Consider the following 14,644-nt stretch of genomic DNA (forward strand, 5'->3'; position numbering starts at 1 on the left):
CGTACGGCGCCGAGGTGCCGGCCGCCGCGCAGGTGCCGCCGGCATGCGTCATCGCCGCACCGCCGCCGTCCGTGGCGCCGGGCGACGGGCGGCAGGCCCGGTCCGGGCGCGGGGCCGCGTGATCGGCGCCGGCCGCCGGATGCCGCACTGGCCCGGCGTCGTGGCCGGCCGCGGCGAGGGAAGACATGGTGCCGGCGTCGTGCCTGGTCGCGGCGAAGGAGGTCGTAGCGCTGGTGTTGCGGCCGGTCGCGGCGAAGGAGATCATGCCACCGGTCTCGTGCCCGGCCGCGGCGGACGAAGCCATGCCACCGGTCTCGTGGCCGGCCGCCGCGGACGAAGCCATACCACCGGTCTCGTGCCCGGCCGCCGCGAACGAAGTCATGGCACCCGCGTCGTGGCCGGCCGCGGCGAGGGAGGTCATGGCGCCGTGTTCGCCCGTGGCCGGCATCCCGGCGGGCGACAGCGCGTGCATCGCGAACACCCCAGCCAGCACGGCCAGCACGGCCAGGACGAGCGACGCCCGGCCGGCGCGGCTCGTCGCGGAGCGGAGGCGGGCGCCGGACGACACGCGCCCATCGTACGGACTCCCCCGCACCGGCCGCGGGCGCCCCCGTGGCGTGCCGGAGGTCAGGACTCCCGGCTCCGGCGCCGGCGGCGCAGCAGGTGCCGGACGACCAGCGCCGCGACGAGGACGCCGAGCCCGGTGAGCACGTACGCCTCGTACCGGCTGATCGTGTCGTAGACGGCGCCGATGTGCGTGCCGGCGAAGTAGGCGAGGGTCACCCACATGCCCACCCACAGCGCCGCGCCGAGCGCGTTGAAGGCCAGGAAGCGCAGCCAGTGCATCCCGCTGGTGCCCGCGATGATGCCGTTGGCCTGGCGCAGCCCCTCGACGAAGCGGGCCACGGTGACGATCTTGCCGCCGTGCCGGGTGAAGAACCGCTCGGCCGACGCGAACCGCTCCGGCGTCAGGAAGACGTACTTGCCCCAGCGGTGCACGAACGCGCGGCCGCCCAGGCGGCCGATGAGATAGCCGATGTTGTCCCCGACCACGGCCGCGGTGAACGCGATCAGCCCCACGGCCACGACGTTCAGCTCGCCCGCCCCCGCGTACACGCCCGCCGCGATCAGGATCGTCTCGCCGGGCGCGGGGATCCCGAAGTCCTCCACGAAGACGACGCCACCGACGGCCCAGTAGCCGTAGTGGCCGAGCAGCGGTGCCAGGTGCTCCAGCGGACCCGGAAGCGGAGGAGGCATGGTCACCACCGTACGTCGCCCGGCGCACGGGCCCGGCAGCCGCCGCGCGCTCCGGCGCGTTCGGAAGTCGCGCACAGCCCTGACCGGGAGACCGGCCCGCCTATACAGTCGTCGGCAGGACGGCTCGGAACCGGGCGGCGCCGTGGGGAACGGCGCGCTCCGGCAGGACGTGGCGGGGGCGGATCGGGTGGAACGGCGTTTCTTCGTCGCGCTGGGCAGCGGCCGGTATCAGCATCTTCCGCGAGCGGATCAACTGGAGTTCGTCCAGTCGGACAAACAGGCCACGGCCCGGCTCTTCGGCGGCTTCGGCTACGAGTCGGCGCTGCCGGGCCTCGGCGAGTACGACGGCGCCGAGCAGATCCGGCAGAAGCTGCGCCACTGGGCCGCCGACACGGCGTTGACCGGCGACGACATCGTCGTCGTCTACTTCGCGGGCCATGGCGCCACCGCTCCGGGCGACCGGCACTACCTGTTCTGCTGGGACTCCTCCCCCGACGACCTGGCCGCCACGGCGCTGGCCACCGAGGATCTCGTCCGGATCCTGTGCAACGGCGACTTACGCCACCTGCTGCTGATCCTGGACACCTGCGCGGGCGGAGCGGGCAGCGCGGAGGCCACGGCGGTCGCGCTGCAACGGCTGGTCTACGGCAGCCCCAATGGGCCCGCCACCACCGGGCTGTGGTTCCTCGCCTCGGCCCGGCGCAAGGACATCGCCGCCGACGGGCAGTTCACCTCCGCCTTCGCCGCGGCCGTCGAGACCACCACCGAACGCACCGGGCAGCGTCAGCAGTACCTCGATCTGACCGAGCTGGTCAAAGCCGTCAACGAACGGTTCGACGCCGACGGACGCGCCCAGCGCGCCGAACTCGCCAGCGGCCTCGTCACGGGCCTGGCCCCGTTCCTGCCCAACGCCGGCTACCGTCCCGAGCTGCCCCCGCTCGGCACGGACCTGGAGGTCCAGCGGCGGGTCGCCGGCCGGGACCTCACGGAGCACTTCGGACCGCGCTCGCGCGGCGTGGAGTTCGAATCCGAGCAGGGCCTCTACTTCAGCGGACGCTCCAACGTCCTGAAGGAACTCGTGTCCTGGCTCGTCGACCCGGACCACGACGGCCGCGGCCGGATCGTCACCGGCAGCCCGGGCTGCGGCAAGTCGGCCGTGCTCGGCCGCATCGTCGCCCTGTCCGACGCGGGGTACCGGGCGGCCCTCGACCTCTCGGACGTCGACCCCGCCACGGTGGTGCCGGCGGGTCTGGTGGCGGCCGCCGTGCACGCCCGTCACAAGCGGCTGGAAGAGGTCGTGGAGCGCATCGGCGACGCCCTGGACATCGAGGCGGACGGTTCGGCGGCCCTGCTCCAGGAACTGACCCGGCGCGGCCGGCAGGGACCTCCGCTGGTGATCGTCGTCGACGCCGTGGACGAGGCGGGCTCCGACACCGCCGCCGACGCCGGGGGCCACGGCGAGCCGCGCCGGATCAGCCGGGAGCTCCTGCGCCCGATGTCGGAGATCCGCGGGGTACGGCTCCTCGTCGGCACCCGGCACGAGCTGATCACCGCGCTCGGGCCGACCTTCGCCATCCTCGACCTCGACCTGCCCGAGTACCGGGCGGGCGAGGACGACGTGACCGGTTACGTCACCCGGGTGCTGGTCGCGGCCGAGGAGCCCGAGGTCCGCACCCCCTACCGGGACGATCCCGAACTCGCCCGGACCGTGGCGCGCGGTGTGGCCGCCAGAGCGGCCGGCGTCTACCTGTACGCGCGGACCACCGCGCGGACCCTGCGCTCGGACCGAACGGCGGTCGACGCCACCCGGCCGGGATGGTCGGACGCCCTGCCCAGCGAGATCGGCGGCGCCTTCGACGACTACCTGGCCCGCTTCGGCCGGGACGAGCCGCGAGTGCGGCGGATGCTGCTGGCGCTGGCGTTCTCCGAAGGCAAGGGGCTGCCGCGAGGGCGACTGTGGACCGAGCTGAGCAGCACCCTGTCCGGCGTCACCTGTACCGAGGAGGACGTCACCTGGGCACTGGACGTCGCCGAGGCGTACATCGCCGAGGTCATCGACGACGACCGCCGGTCGGCCTACCGGCTGTACCACAAGGCGCTCGCCGAGCACCTGCGCGCCACCGCCGGGCGGCCCGCCGTGGACGTCCAGCGCACGGTCGGCGAGGCGCTGACCGCGCTGGTCCCCGTCGCCGCCGACGGCCGGCCCGACTGGTTCGCCGCCCCGCCCTACGTCCGTATGCACCTGGCCACCCACGCCGCGGCGGCCGGCGCCCTGGACACGCTGATGGCGGACCCGGGCTTCCTCCTCGCCGCCGAACCGCTCGCCCTGCTGCGGGCGTTCGCCTCGGTGGGCGGACACGGCCCGGCCCGGCAGGTACGCGGCGCCTATGAGCAGGTGGCCCACCGCCTCACCACCGACCGGCCGCTCGGCGAGCGGGCCGCCGACCTCCAGCTGTCGGCCCGCCGCTGCGGCGCGGACGACCTGGCCGACCGGATCGGCGCGCTGGGCGTGGCCATGCCCTGGTCGGCCACCTGGGCCTGGTGGTCCGCCAGCGGGGTCCACCGGCTCCTCAGCGGCCACACCAAGTCCATCGAGTGCACGGCGGTCGGCGAACTCGACGGCCGGCCCGTCGCGGTCACCGGCAGCCAGGACGGCACGGCCCTGGTGTGGGACCTGATCTCACAGCGGCGGATCGGCGTGCCGCTGTCCGTGGGGATCGCCGTCAGCGCCGTCGCGGTCAGCGACCTCGACGACTACACGATCGTGCTCACCGGCGCCGAGGACGGCACCGTCCGGATCTGGGACCTGTCGGTCGGCCAGGAGTTCGGCGCCCCGCTGACCGGCCACACCAACCGGATCGAGAGCGTCGTCACCGGACGCGTCGGCGGCAGCGAGGTGGCGCTCACGGCCAGTTCCGACGGCACGGCCCGGCTGTGGGACCTGCGGACCCGGCGTCAGCTCGGCACCGCGCTCGCCGCGCACCGGCGCACGGTCAACGACGCCGACCTGGGCGACCTGGACGGCCGGCCGATCGCCGTGACGGGCGGCGAGGACCGGGCGCTGTACGTCTGGGACCTGAGCGACGTGCCGCACGGCGGGGACGCCCGCATCGACGGACTGCCCCTGCTCGGCACCCCCGGCGACATCACGGCGCTGCGGGTGGCGGAGGTGGACGGACGCACGGTGGTGCTCGTCGGCGACTCCAGCGGTCTGCTCAGCCGGTGGGACCTGACGGACCGGCGCCAGATCGGCGAGCCGGTCCTCGGCCACATGTCGAAGTGGGGCGGTACGGTCAAGTCCATCGCGACCGGCCGGTTCCAGGACACGGCCGTGGCTCTCACCAGCGGGGAGGGCGACGTAAGGCTGTGGGACCTGGCCACACTCCAGCAGATCGGCCGTCCCCTGCGCGGCCACGTCGAGTCCATTACGGGAGCGGCCCTACAGATCCGGGACGCCGGCTCGCTCGCCGTGACCGTCAGCCAGGACCGCACCGCACGGATCTGGGACCTGACCACCGAGCAGCCGGACCAGGAACACGTCGACTCCATCAACGCGCTCGCCTTCGTGACGACGCCGAACGGCAGGCCGCTGGCGGTGACCGCGTCCCGGGACGGCACCGCACGGCTGTGGGACCTCGCCGACCGCCGCCAAGCCGGTCCGGCGATGCAAGGGCATACGGGCTCGATCCTCGCCGTCGCCCTCTGGGTGCGGGACGGGCGGGCGTTCGCCGCCACCGGCGGCGACGACACCACCGTGCGGCTGTGGGACGCGTCCACCGGAGCGGCCGTGGGGCCGGTGCTGACCGGCCATACCAACACCGTCACTTGCCTTGCCGCCGGGAAACTGGAGGGCCGTCCGGTGGTCGTCAGCGGCAGCCAGGACGGCACGGTCAGAGTCTGGGACACGGCAACCGGCCGGCCCGTCGGCGCTCCGCTGGGCGGGCACATCGGCGGCGTGTCGAGGCTCGCGCTGGACCAGGACGGCAACGCTCTGCTGATAGTCCTGGCCACGACCTCCGGGCACTGCTACGTCCGGGAGGCCGGCGGCGCCACCCGGGCGCACCTCTTCCTGGAGGACTACTCCCAGTCCGCCCGGCCGGTGGGTGTGGCGTTCAGCCGGGCGCGTCCGCTGGTGGTGTGCGAGGTCGAGGGGTACAACGTGCATGTCCTGGACGTGGGGACGGCGCAACGCGTCGCGGGCCCCTTCCGCGGTCACACCGACCGGGTCATGGGAGTCGACGTAGGCCGGGTCGCCGGCCGGGAGATGCTGGCCACCCAGTCGTGGGACGGCACCCTACGCCTGTGGGATCTGACCACCGGCGAGCAGTACCGGGAATCGCTCGAGTATTACCACGACTACCGCGCGCTCAAGCCGGTGTTCGGTCGGATCGGCACGGTGGACGTGCTGATCACCACGGCCACATCCATGGTGCGCATCTGGAACCTCGACGTGTTCCAGCCGTGGGGGGAGCCGATGTGCCGGTCGGACCGGGGCGTGGACCGGACCCTGATGCTGCGCACGGCTTCCGGGCTCGACGCGGTGGCCGCCGAGGACGGCACCGGGACCCTGCGCTTGCACAATCTGCGTGACGGACGGCCGATCGGCAACGCCCTTACCGGCGCCTCCTTCGGCAACCAGGGGATCGCAGCCGCCGAGGTGGACGGACGCATGCTGCTGCTGCGCGGCTCGTACAACACCATCGAGGTCTGGTCGCTGGAGGAGCGCAGGCGGCTGGCCACTCACCGCCCGGCCAAGGACAACCCGGCGTTGGGAACGGTGAACGGCCGCTGGGTCGCGGCGGCGACGGACGGCTGGTACGACGTGCACTCCTGGGACCCGGCGACCGGCGCTCCCGTGGGTCCGGTGATGAGGGGACACACCTCGGACGTCCGCGCCCTGCGCTTCTGGGACCCCGCCGAAGGCGAACCCCGTCTGGTCAGCGCCTCCATGGACGGCACCGTGCGGCTCTGGGACCTCGCCACCGGTGACGCCACGGCCACACTGGAGGGTCACGAGATGGGCGCCGCGTCGCTGGAGCTGGTCCGGCTCGACCGGGACTTCGCCGTCTGCGGCACCGCCGGCGGCCGGGTGCGGCTGTGGGACCTGGCCGGTCCGGGCCCCGTGGCGCTGGAGCCCGAACCGTTCCCCTCGGCCGTCACCGCGCTCGCCGCCGTGTCCACCGGCGAGCAGGCCGTGCTCGTGGCGGGCGACAGATACGGGCAGCTGCGGGTGTGGGACCTGCGCTCGCCGTCCTGGAACCTGGCCCTGGACATCGGGAGCGGGATCAACGATCTCGCCCTGGACGAGAGCGGGCGGGTCAGCGTGGCCACCGACATGGGCCTCGCGGCCCTGCGTCTGCACCTGCCGTCGCCCGCGAAGGAGCTGACCACCGAATGAGCCGTGTCGTACTCGTCCACGGAATCGCGCAGGAGACCAAGGGAGAGGAGAGCCTTCTCCTCGACTGGTACCCGGCGCTGTGCGACGGACTGAAACGCGCGGAAGCCGAGCCGGTCGACCGCGCCGAGGTGTCGATGGCCTTCTGGGGCCATGTGTTCCGGCCGGCCGGCCGCCGCACCCTGGGCCCGCCCGTGCTCGACGCCTCCGACGTCGAACAGGGTCTGGAGGAGGAGCTGCTGCTCGGCTGGTGGGAGGCGGCCTCGGCGGCCGAGACACGGGTGCCCGGTCCCGAGGAGCCGGCCCGGCTGCGCACCCCCCGTCCGGTCCAACGTGCCCTCGACGCGCTCAGCCACTCGGCGTTCTTCGCCGGCCTCGGCGAGAGCCTGCTGATCCACGCGGCCCGTCAGGTACGGCGCTACTTCACCGAACCCGCGGTGCGGGCCGGTGTCCAGGCCGAGTTCGCGCGCTGCGTCACCGACCGGACGGAACTGGTGATCGCGCACTCCCTGGGATCGGTGATCGCCTACGAGGGCCTGTGCGCGCACCCGGAGTGGCCCGACCTGACGCTCATCACGCTGGGGTCGCCGCTCGGGGTGCGCAAGATGGTCTTCGACCGGCTCGAACCCGCTCCCGCCGGCGGTTTCGCGCGCTGGCCCGCGCCGGTCAGGAAGTGGACCAATATCGCCGACTCCGGTGACGCGGTGGCCCTGGCCAAGGAGCTGGCTCCCGCGTTCGGCGCGCGGGTCACGGACGTGCCCGTGCACAACGGGGCCCGCGCGCACGACGTCCGTCCGTACCTCACGGCGCGCGAGACGGGGGCGGCCGTGACGCGCTCCCTGCGCCGCCCCGGCGCCTCCGCCTGACCGCACCGGACCGGCATCGCCCGGCCCGTAAGGGGTTACACATGAGGAGGGTGGGCGCGGGCCGGCCTCCGGTCCGGACACACCCGCGCCCGGCCCACCGCGGTTCCGAAGCAAGCCTGTTCCGGCGAGTGAGGAGCGACCTTCTTGTTCTACTACGTGCTCAAATACGTCCTGCTGGGACCGCTGCTGCGGGTCGTCTTCCGGCCGCGGATCGAGGGGCTGGAGCAGGTGCCGGCGTCCGGTGCGGCCATCGTCGCGGGCAACCACCTGTCGTTCTCGGACCACTTCCTGATGCCCGCGATCCTCAGACGGCGCATCACCTTCCTGGCCAAGGCGGAGTACTTCACGGGGCCCGGGCTCAAGGGCCGGCTCACCGCCGCCTTCTTCCGCAGCGCCGGGCAGATCCCGGTCGACCGCTCCGGCAAGGAGGCCGGGCAGGCCGCGATCCGGGAGGGGCTCGGGGTGCTGCGCCGGGGCGAGCTTCTCGGCATCTACCCGGAGGGCACCCGTTCGCCCGACGGCCGGCTCTACAAGGGCAAGGTCGGGGTCGCGGTCATGGCCATCAGGGCCGGGGTGCCGGTCGTCCCGTGCGCGATGATCGGCACGTTCGAGGCGCAGCCGCCGGGCCGGGTGCTGCCGCGGATCCGGCCCGTCGTCATCCGCTTCGGCGCGCCCTTGGACTTCTCCCGCTTCGCCGGCATGACGGAGCAGAAGGCGGTGCTGCGCGCCGTCACGGACGAGATCATGTACGCCATCCTGGCGCTGTCCGGGCAGGAGTACGTCGACACGTACGCGGCCGTGGCCAAGGCCGGGCAGGCGGACGGGGCGGCCGCGCCGAAGACCGGGCGCGGGCGTGGCTTCCCGCACCCGCCGCTGGGGTGACGCCGTCGCCGCAGGGCGGGTGCGCCGTACGGACGGCGAAGGGGCGGCCGGAGTCACCGGCCGCCCCTTGGCGGATACGCACTCGGGCGCGTGCCGTTACGGCTTCGGCGTGGCGTGCGGGGCGCAGGTCACGTCCGCGGCGTCCACCTTGCCGCTGAGCAGGTAGGCGTCCACCCGCTCGTTGACGCACGGGTTGACCAGGCCGGTGACGCCGTGGGAGCCGGCGTCCTTCTCGGTGATCAGACGCGATCCCTTGAACCGCTTGTGCAGTTCGACGGCGCCCACGTACGGGGTGGCCGCGTCGCGCGTGGACTGCACGATCAGCACCTGCGGCAGGCCCTTGCCGGTCTTGACGTTCACCGGGCTCTGCTGCTTGACCGGCCAGGTGGCGCAGGGCAGGTTCATCCAGGCGTTGGACCAGGTCAGGAACGGGTACTTCGCGTTCAGCCGCGTGTTGTCCCGGTCCCACTTGTGCCAGCTGGTGGGCCACTTGGCGTCGGCGCACTCGACGGCCGTGTAGACGGCGTTGCCGTTCTCCGAGGAGATGTTGCCCGCGGTGTCGGACATGTCCGGGGCGGCGGCGTCGACGAGCGCCTGGGTGTCGCCGGCGAAGTACTTGCTGAACACCGTCGCGACCGGGACCCACGAGGAGTCGTAGTACGGGGCGCTCTGGAAGAAGGCGAGCAGCTCGGCCGGGCCGACCACCCCGCCGATCGGGCTCTTCTTGGCGGCGGCGCGCAGCTGGAGCCACTTGGCCTGGACGGCGTCGCGGGTGGTCCCCAGGTGGAAGGCGGCGTCGTTCTTGGCGACCCAGTCCTGCCAGTCCTTCCAGCGGCCCTCGAAGGCGATGTCCTGGTCGAGGTTGGCCTGGTACCAGATGTTGTCGCGGTCCGGGTTGACGACGCTGTCGACGATCATCCGGCGGACGTGGTCCGGGAACAGGGTGCCGTAGACGGCGCCGAGGTAGGTGCCGTAGGAGACGCCCAGGTAGTTGATCTTCTTCTCGCCGAGCGCGGCCCGGATGACGTCCAGGTCGCGGGCGGTGTTCGGGGTCGTCATCTGCCGGAGCATCGCCGCGCCGGAGCGGTCGAGGCAGCCGTCGGCGTACTCGCGGGCCAGCTTGCGCTGGGCGCGCTTGTCGGCCTCGGAGTCGGGCACCGGGTCCATCTTGGGCGCCTTGACGAACTCCTGCGGGTCGACGCAGGAGATCGGCGCGGAGTGGCCGACGCCGCGCGGGTCGAAGCCGACGAAGTCGTAGGCCTTGGAGACGTTGGTCCACAGCGGGTTCTTGCCGGTGACGCGGGTCGGGAAGCGCAGGCCCGAGCCGCCCGGACCACCGGGGTTGTAGACGAGGGCGCCCTGGCGCTCCTGCTTCGTGCCGGTGTTGCCGATGCGGTCCACGGCGAGCTTGATCTGCTTGCCGTAGGGGTGGGCGTAGTCGAGCGGCACCGAGACGTAGCCGCACTGGATGGGCTTGGCCAGCCCCCAGTCGGCGGGGCAGCCCTGCCAGTCGATGCCGGCCTTGGCGGCACGGTCCGCGGCGACGGCGGCGCCGCGCGCCTCGCTGTCCTGGCCGCGGCGGCTGTCCGCACTGGCCGCGGGGGCCGCCACAGCGCCGGCTATCAGGGTCGCCGTGACGAGCGCACCGGCCGAACCGAGGGCCAGGAACCGGTTCTTCGGTCTGATGTCCCTCAAGTGGGACCTCCCCGTACATCGTTACGAATGGGTACGGGGATCCTTCCGGCTGTGAGGTGGCTGAGGACAGGGGTCGTTGACCTTCTTTGCCAATCCGATAACCGACGCGGCGTGTTCCGCTCAGCGGAGTTCCTCCGGCGGGCCGCCGAGAGCCGCCTCCAGCTCGCCCAGCGCCGCGTCCAGCAGGCGGCGCAGCCGCAGCGCGTCGGGGGCGACGGCGCTGACCAGAGCGGCCGGTCCGGCCAGCGGCACCAGGGCTGCGCCCTCGCCCAGGAGGCGGGACGTGACCGGGGTGTGGGCGAACTCGGGGCGCACGAGGACGAGTTGTCCGACGGCGTGGTGTCCGGCCAGCACCGCGGGGCCGTCCCAGCCGCCCGGTGCGCCCGGGCCGCAGGACAGCTCCTGGTCCAGCACGGCCCGGCCGCCGATCCGGACGGTGAGCCGGCTGGTGAGCCGGCCGGGCCGCTCGCCCGCACGCCCGAGCACCTGCTCCTCGCGCAGCACCAGCCGTGCGGTCGGGGCCAGGTCGGCGTGCGTGGCGACGTGCAGGTCGCTGCCCCGGGCGGAGATCAACTGCTCGGGCAGCCAGTGCAGTTCGCCGCCGTCGGCGACGGTGAGCCGGACGTCGTAGCGGGCCGGGGCCGGTACCTGGCCGGGCAGGGCGATGGTGGCCGCCGCCGATCCGATCCGCAGCCGGGCCCCGGCCTCCGCCCGGGCGTCGACGGTGAGGCGGTCGCCGCCGAGGGGGCCGCTCATCGCGCCGACCAGCAGCACCCGCGCCTCGGCGGCGCCGCCCCGGGTGCGGCGCGGCGCGAGCGGCCCCTCGCCCGCGAGCACGGGAAGGCAGGTGCCGCCCCGGCCGTCGTCGCGGGCGACGATCCGCGCGGTGGCGCGTACCCCCGCGGCCGTGGTGGGCGGTGCGACCGGGGCGGCGGCCGTCCGCCGGGCGGCGTCGGTCGCGGCCGTCGCGGCGGTCGTGGCCGTCGTGGCGGTCGCGGCCGTCGTAGCCGTCGTGGCGGTGGTGACGGTCGTCGTGGCGGTGGTGGCGGTCGTCGTCATGCCCGTGCCGTCCAGGCCGCGAGCCGCGCCCGCACCCAGTCGGCCACGTCCGCCACGCCCGCCTCGCCGCGCAACGACTGCAGCACGACCGGCAGTTCGCCGCGGGCGGCCTTCGCGTCGGCGGCCATCCGCGCCAGGTCGGAGCCGACGTACGGCGCGAGGTCGGTCTTGTTGACGACGAGCAGGTCGGCGGTGGTGACGCCGGGGCCGCCCTTGCGCGGGATGTCGTCGCCGCCGGCCACGTCGATCACGAAGACCTGCGCGTCCACGAGCCCCTTGGAGAAGGTCGCGGTGAGGTTGTCCCCGCCGGACTCCAGGAGGATCAGGTCCAGCGGTCCGACCGCGTCCTCCAGGTCCTCGACCGCCTCCAGGTTGGCCGAGATGTCGTCCCGGATCGCCGTGTGCGGGCAGGCGCCCGTCTCCACGGCGGTGATCCGCTCGGGCGGCAGCACCGCCTCGCGCAGCAGGAACTCGGCGTCCTCGCGCGTGTAGATGTCGTTGGTGACGACGGCGAGCGAGAGTTCGTCGCGCAGCGCCCGGCACAGGGCGGCGACGGTCGCGGTCTTCCCGGACCCCACGGGCCCGCCGAGGCCGATCCTGATGGCCCGGCGGGTGCCGTCGGGCCGATGCGCGTCGGCGCTCACGGCGGGGGTGGCCGGGTGGGAGTGGTCGAGATGCATGGCAGGGCTCCAGTGATCGGCCGGGAGCGGAGGGCGCGGCCCCCGAGGTCGGGAAGAGAGGCGGGAGAGGTGGGAAGGGACGGGGCCTACGAAGCGAACAGCCGTACGGGCCAGGCGGCGTGCGCCTCGGCCGCGATCTCCAGCAGCGGCGCGGAGCAGGCGGGCAGCGCACCGGGGCCGTCGAGTGCGGCGCGCCGGGCCGCGGCCACCGCGCGCTCGACGACCTGGTCCAGTTCCGGTGCCAGCCGGGCCAGTACGGCCGTCGCGTCGAACGGGTCGAGACTGAGCAGCCGCACGGTCGCCGTGGCCGGTCCGCTCACGCTCTCGTACGCCGCGCAGTACGCGGCCTCCTCGGGGCCGAGTCCGGCGGCCCGCGCGGTGAGCCCGAGCACCACCGGCTGATGCGCCCCCTTGGGGAACTCCTGTGCCAGGGCGTCGAGTTCGGGCGTCGGCCAGGTCGCGCGGGCGGCCCGCACCAGTTGCCGCCCCAGCTTGCGGGCGGCCAGCCGCAGGGCGGGCGACGGGGTCCGCGCGTCCGCCGCCGCGTCCAGTTCCACGGGGTCGCAGCCGAGCGCGGCGGCGCCGGCGAGGGCGGCCGCGACCAGCCCCGCCGTGTGCAGCCGCCCCCGGCAGAAGTCAGCGAGGTCCGCCGCCCCGGTGATCCGCCCGGCCCGGACCGCCGCCTCGGCCCCGCCGGAGTGCGCGTGCCCGCCGGCGGGGAAGCGGCCGTCGGCCAGGACGAGAAGTGCCGCCTTGGTCATCGGCGCCGCCCTCAGAAGAGGAAGTAACGCTGGGCCATGGGCAGTTCGGCGGCCGGCACGGACTCGATCAGCTCGCCGTCCACCCGCACGGCGAAGCTGTCCGGGTCGATGGCGACGTCGGGCCGCGCGTCGTTCTCCCGCATGTCCGCCTTGGTCACCGCGCGCGTCGAGGCGATGGCGACGAAGCGCTTGCCGAGGCCCAGCCGGTCCGGCAGTCCGTCCTCGATCGCGAGCGGGGCGACGAAGTTGAGCGAATTGGCGGCGGGCGCCCGGCCGACCGCCCCGTACATCGGGCGCGGCAGCACGGGCTGCGGCGTGGGGATGGAGGCGTTCGCGTCGCCCATCTGCGCGTACGCGATCTGGCCGCCCTTGATGACGAGGAGCGGCTTGACCCCGAAGAACGCGGGCTCCCACAGCACCAGGTCGGCGAGCTTGCCGGTCCGCACCGAGCCGATCTCGCGGTCCAGGCCCTGCGCGACGGCCGGGTTGATCGTGTACTTGGCGACATAGCGGCGCACCCGGTGGTTGTCGGCGCGCCCGTCGCCCGGCAGCGCGCCGCGCCGCCGCTTCATGACGTGCGCCGTCTGCCAGGTCCGCAGGATCACCTCGCCGACCCGGCCCATGGCCTGGGAGTCGGAGGAGATGATCGAGATGGCGCCCAGGTCGTGCAGCACGTCCTCGGCGCCGATGGTGGAGGGCCGGATCCGCGACTCGGCGAACGCCAGGTCCTCGGGCACCGCCGGGTTGAGGTGGTGGCACACCATCAGCATGTCGAGGTGTTCCTCGGCGGTGTTGACGGTGAACGGCCGGGTGGGGTTGGTGGAGCTGGGCAGCACGTTCGGCTCGGAGACCACGGTCATGATGTCCGGCGCGTGCCCGCCGCCCGCGCCCTCGGTGTGGTAGCTGTGGATGCCGCGGCCGGCGATCGCGGCGAGCGTGTCGCCCACGAAACCGGCCTCGTTGAGGGTGTCGGTGTGGAGGGCGACCTGGACGCCGGTCCGGTCGGCGACGGTGAGCGAGGCGTCGATGACGGCGGGCGTGCAGCCCCAGTCCTCGTGCAGCTTCAGACCCAGGGCGCCGCCGCGGATCTGGGACAGCATCGCGTCGTGCGAGACGGTGTTGCCCTTGCCGAGCAGACCGATGTTGAGGGGGTACGCCTCCAGCGCCTCCAGCGTGCGGGCCAGGTGCCAGGGGCCGGGGGTGACGGTGGTCGCCTTGGAGCCCTCGGCCGGTCCGGTGCCGCCGCCCACCAGGGTGGTGATGCCGGAGGCGAGCGCCTCGTCGGCGATCTGGGGGCAGATGAAGTGGACATGGGCGTCGATGGCGCCGGCGGTGAGGATCCGCCCGTTGCCCGCGATGATCTCGGTCTCCGGACCGAGGACCAGGTCCGGGTGGACGCCGTCCATGGTGTCGGGGTTGCCCGCCTTGCCGATGCCGGTGATCCGGCCGTCGCGGATGCCGACGTCGGCCTTGACGATGCCCCAGTGGTCGACGATGACGACGCCGGTGATCACGGTGTCGGGGGCGCCTTCCGCGCGGGTGACGCGGGACTGGCCCATGGACTCGCGGACGACCTTGCCGCCGCCGAAGACGGCCTCGTCGCCGGCCAGCCCGGGGCCGCCGCTGCGGTCCTCCTCGATCTCGACGAGCAGATCGGTGTCGGCGAGCCGGATGCGGTCGCCGGTGGTGGGGCCGAACAGGTCGGCGTAGGCGGGGCGGGAGATCTCAGGCATCGAGGGCGCCTCCGGTCTCCCCGCGCAGACCGGGCACGATCCGGGCGCCGGCGATCGGGACGAGGGCGACGTCGACGGGGATGCCGGGCTCGAAGCGCACGGCGGTCCCGGCGGCGATGTCCAGCCGCCTGCCGTGCGCGGCGGCACGGTCGAACTCCAGGCCGGGGTTGGCCTCGGCGAAGTGGTAGTGCGAGCCGACCTGTACGGGGCGGTCGGCGGCGTTCAGCACGGTCAGCCGGGTGACCTCGCGGCCCTCGTTGTAGACGATCGGGCCGTCGGCGAACAGGATCTCTCCGGGAATCACCGCTTCCTCCCC

General features: G+C 73.8%; 11 protein-coding genes. 3 read left to right on the top strand and 8 right to left on the bottom strand.

Annotated elements, in window-relative coordinates:
* Positions 1–568 (bottom strand): hypothetical protein (locus ABEB07_RS26295; RefSeq protein WP_345670578.1); only part of this gene is annotated, 568 nt, incomplete at its 3' end.
* A gap of 59 nt (positions 569–627) precedes the next feature.
* Positions 628–1,257, bottom strand: a complete 630-nt coding sequence (locus ABEB07_RS26300) for a DedA family protein (RefSeq protein WP_164582587.1) — start codon at positions 1,255–1,257, stop codon at positions 628–630.
* 187 nt (positions 1,258–1,444) lie between these two features.
* Between ABEB07_RS26300 and ABEB07_RS26305 the strand changes: the two genes are divergently transcribed.
* The 3 genes from ABEB07_RS26305 to ABEB07_RS26315 all read left to right on the top strand — a co-directional run bounded on the left by ABEB07_RS26305 (position 1,445) and on the right by ABEB07_RS26315 (position 8,400).
* Positions 1,445–6,655, top strand: coding sequence for a caspase family protein (locus ABEB07_RS26305; RefSeq protein WP_345670579.1), 5,211 nt, complete (start codon positions 1,445–1,447; stop codon positions 6,653–6,655).
* A complete protein-coding gene (locus ABEB07_RS26310) occupies positions 6,652–7,518 on the top strand; it encodes a hypothetical protein (protein ID WP_345670580.1) in 867 nt (288 codons plus the stop codon). The genes ABEB07_RS26305 and ABEB07_RS26310 overlap by 4 nt, the downstream gene beginning before the upstream one ends.
* Before the next feature lie 144 nt (positions 7,519–7,662).
* Positions 7,663–8,400, top strand: coding sequence for a lysophospholipid acyltransferase family protein (locus ABEB07_RS26315; RefSeq protein ID WP_176148100.1), 738 nt, complete (start codon positions 7,663–7,665; stop codon positions 8,398–8,400).
* 96 nt (positions 8,401–8,496) lie between these two features.
* On the opposite strand, the gene ABEB07_RS26320 is transcribed toward ABEB07_RS26315, so the two are convergent.
* The 6 genes from ABEB07_RS26320 to ABEB07_RS26345 all read right to left on the bottom strand — a co-directional run bounded on the left by ABEB07_RS26320 (position 8,497) and on the right by ABEB07_RS26345 (position 14,632).
* Entirely contained in the window at positions 8,497–10,095 is a 1,599-nt protein-coding gene (locus tag ABEB07_RS26320; RefSeq protein WP_345670581.1) for an alpha/beta hydrolase, read from the bottom strand.
* Positions 10,096–10,215: 120 nt separating this feature from the next.
* On the bottom strand, positions 10,216–11,154 hold the full coding sequence (locus ABEB07_RS26325; RefSeq protein WP_345670582.1) for an urease accessory protein UreD: 939 nt from the start codon (positions 11,152–11,154) through the stop codon (positions 10,216–10,218).
* A complete protein-coding gene (ureG, locus tag ABEB07_RS26330) occupies positions 11,151–11,834 on the bottom strand; it encodes an urease accessory protein UreG (protein WP_345670583.1) in 684 nt (227 codons plus the stop codon). Before ureG ends, ABEB07_RS26325 begins: the two co-directional genes overlap by 4 nt.
* Positions 11,835–11,920: 86 nt before the next feature.
* Complete coding sequence (locus tag ABEB07_RS26335) at positions 11,921–12,595, bottom strand: urease accessory protein UreF (protein ID WP_345670584.1); 675 nt, start codon at positions 12,593–12,595, stop codon at positions 11,921–11,923.
* Positions 12,596–12,606: 11 nt separating this feature from the next.
* Positions 12,607–14,328, bottom strand: coding sequence for an urease subunit alpha (locus ABEB07_RS26340; protein ID WP_164589330.1), 1,722 nt, complete (start codon positions 14,326–14,328; stop codon positions 12,607–12,609).
* Positions 14,321–14,632: an urease subunit beta gene (locus ABEB07_RS26345; protein WP_164589331.1), complete on the bottom strand. Its 312-nt coding sequence runs from the start codon at positions 14,630–14,632 to the stop codon at positions 14,321–14,323. The genes ABEB07_RS26340 and ABEB07_RS26345 overlap by 8 nt, the downstream gene beginning before the upstream one ends.
* Between the last annotated feature and the right edge of the window lie 12 nt (positions 14,633–14,644).

The sequence above is a fragment of the Streptomyces similanensis genome (assembly GCF_039543625.1).
Taxonomy (GTDB): Bacteria; Actinomycetota; Actinomycetes; order Streptomycetales; family Streptomycetaceae; genus Streptomyces; species Streptomyces similanensis.

Bases quoted from the DNA above. Each gene is read 5' to 3' on its own strand.
- ABEB07_RS26310 (WP_345670580.1), top strand. From the start codon at position 6,652: ATGAGCCGTGTCGTACTCGTCCACGGAATCGCGCAGGAGACCAAGGGA.
- ABEB07_RS26300 (WP_164582587.1), bottom strand. From the start codon at position 1,257: ATGCCTCCTCCGCTTCCGGGTCCGCTGGAGCACCTGGCACCGCTGCTC.
- ureG (WP_345670583.1), bottom strand. From the start codon at position 11,834: ATGCATCTCGACCACTCCCACCCGGCCACCCCCGCCGTGAGCGCCGAC.
- ABEB07_RS26325 (WP_345670582.1), bottom strand. From the start codon at position 11,154: ATGACGACGACCGCCACCACCGCCACGACGACCGTCACCACCGCCACG.
- ABEB07_RS26340 (WP_164589330.1), bottom strand. From the start codon at position 14,328: ATGCCTGAGATCTCCCGCCCCGCCTACGCCGACCTGTTCGGCCCCACC.
- ABEB07_RS26335 (WP_345670584.1), bottom strand. From the start codon at position 12,595: ATGACCAAGGCGGCACTTCTCGTCCTGGCCGACGGCCGCTTCCCCGCC.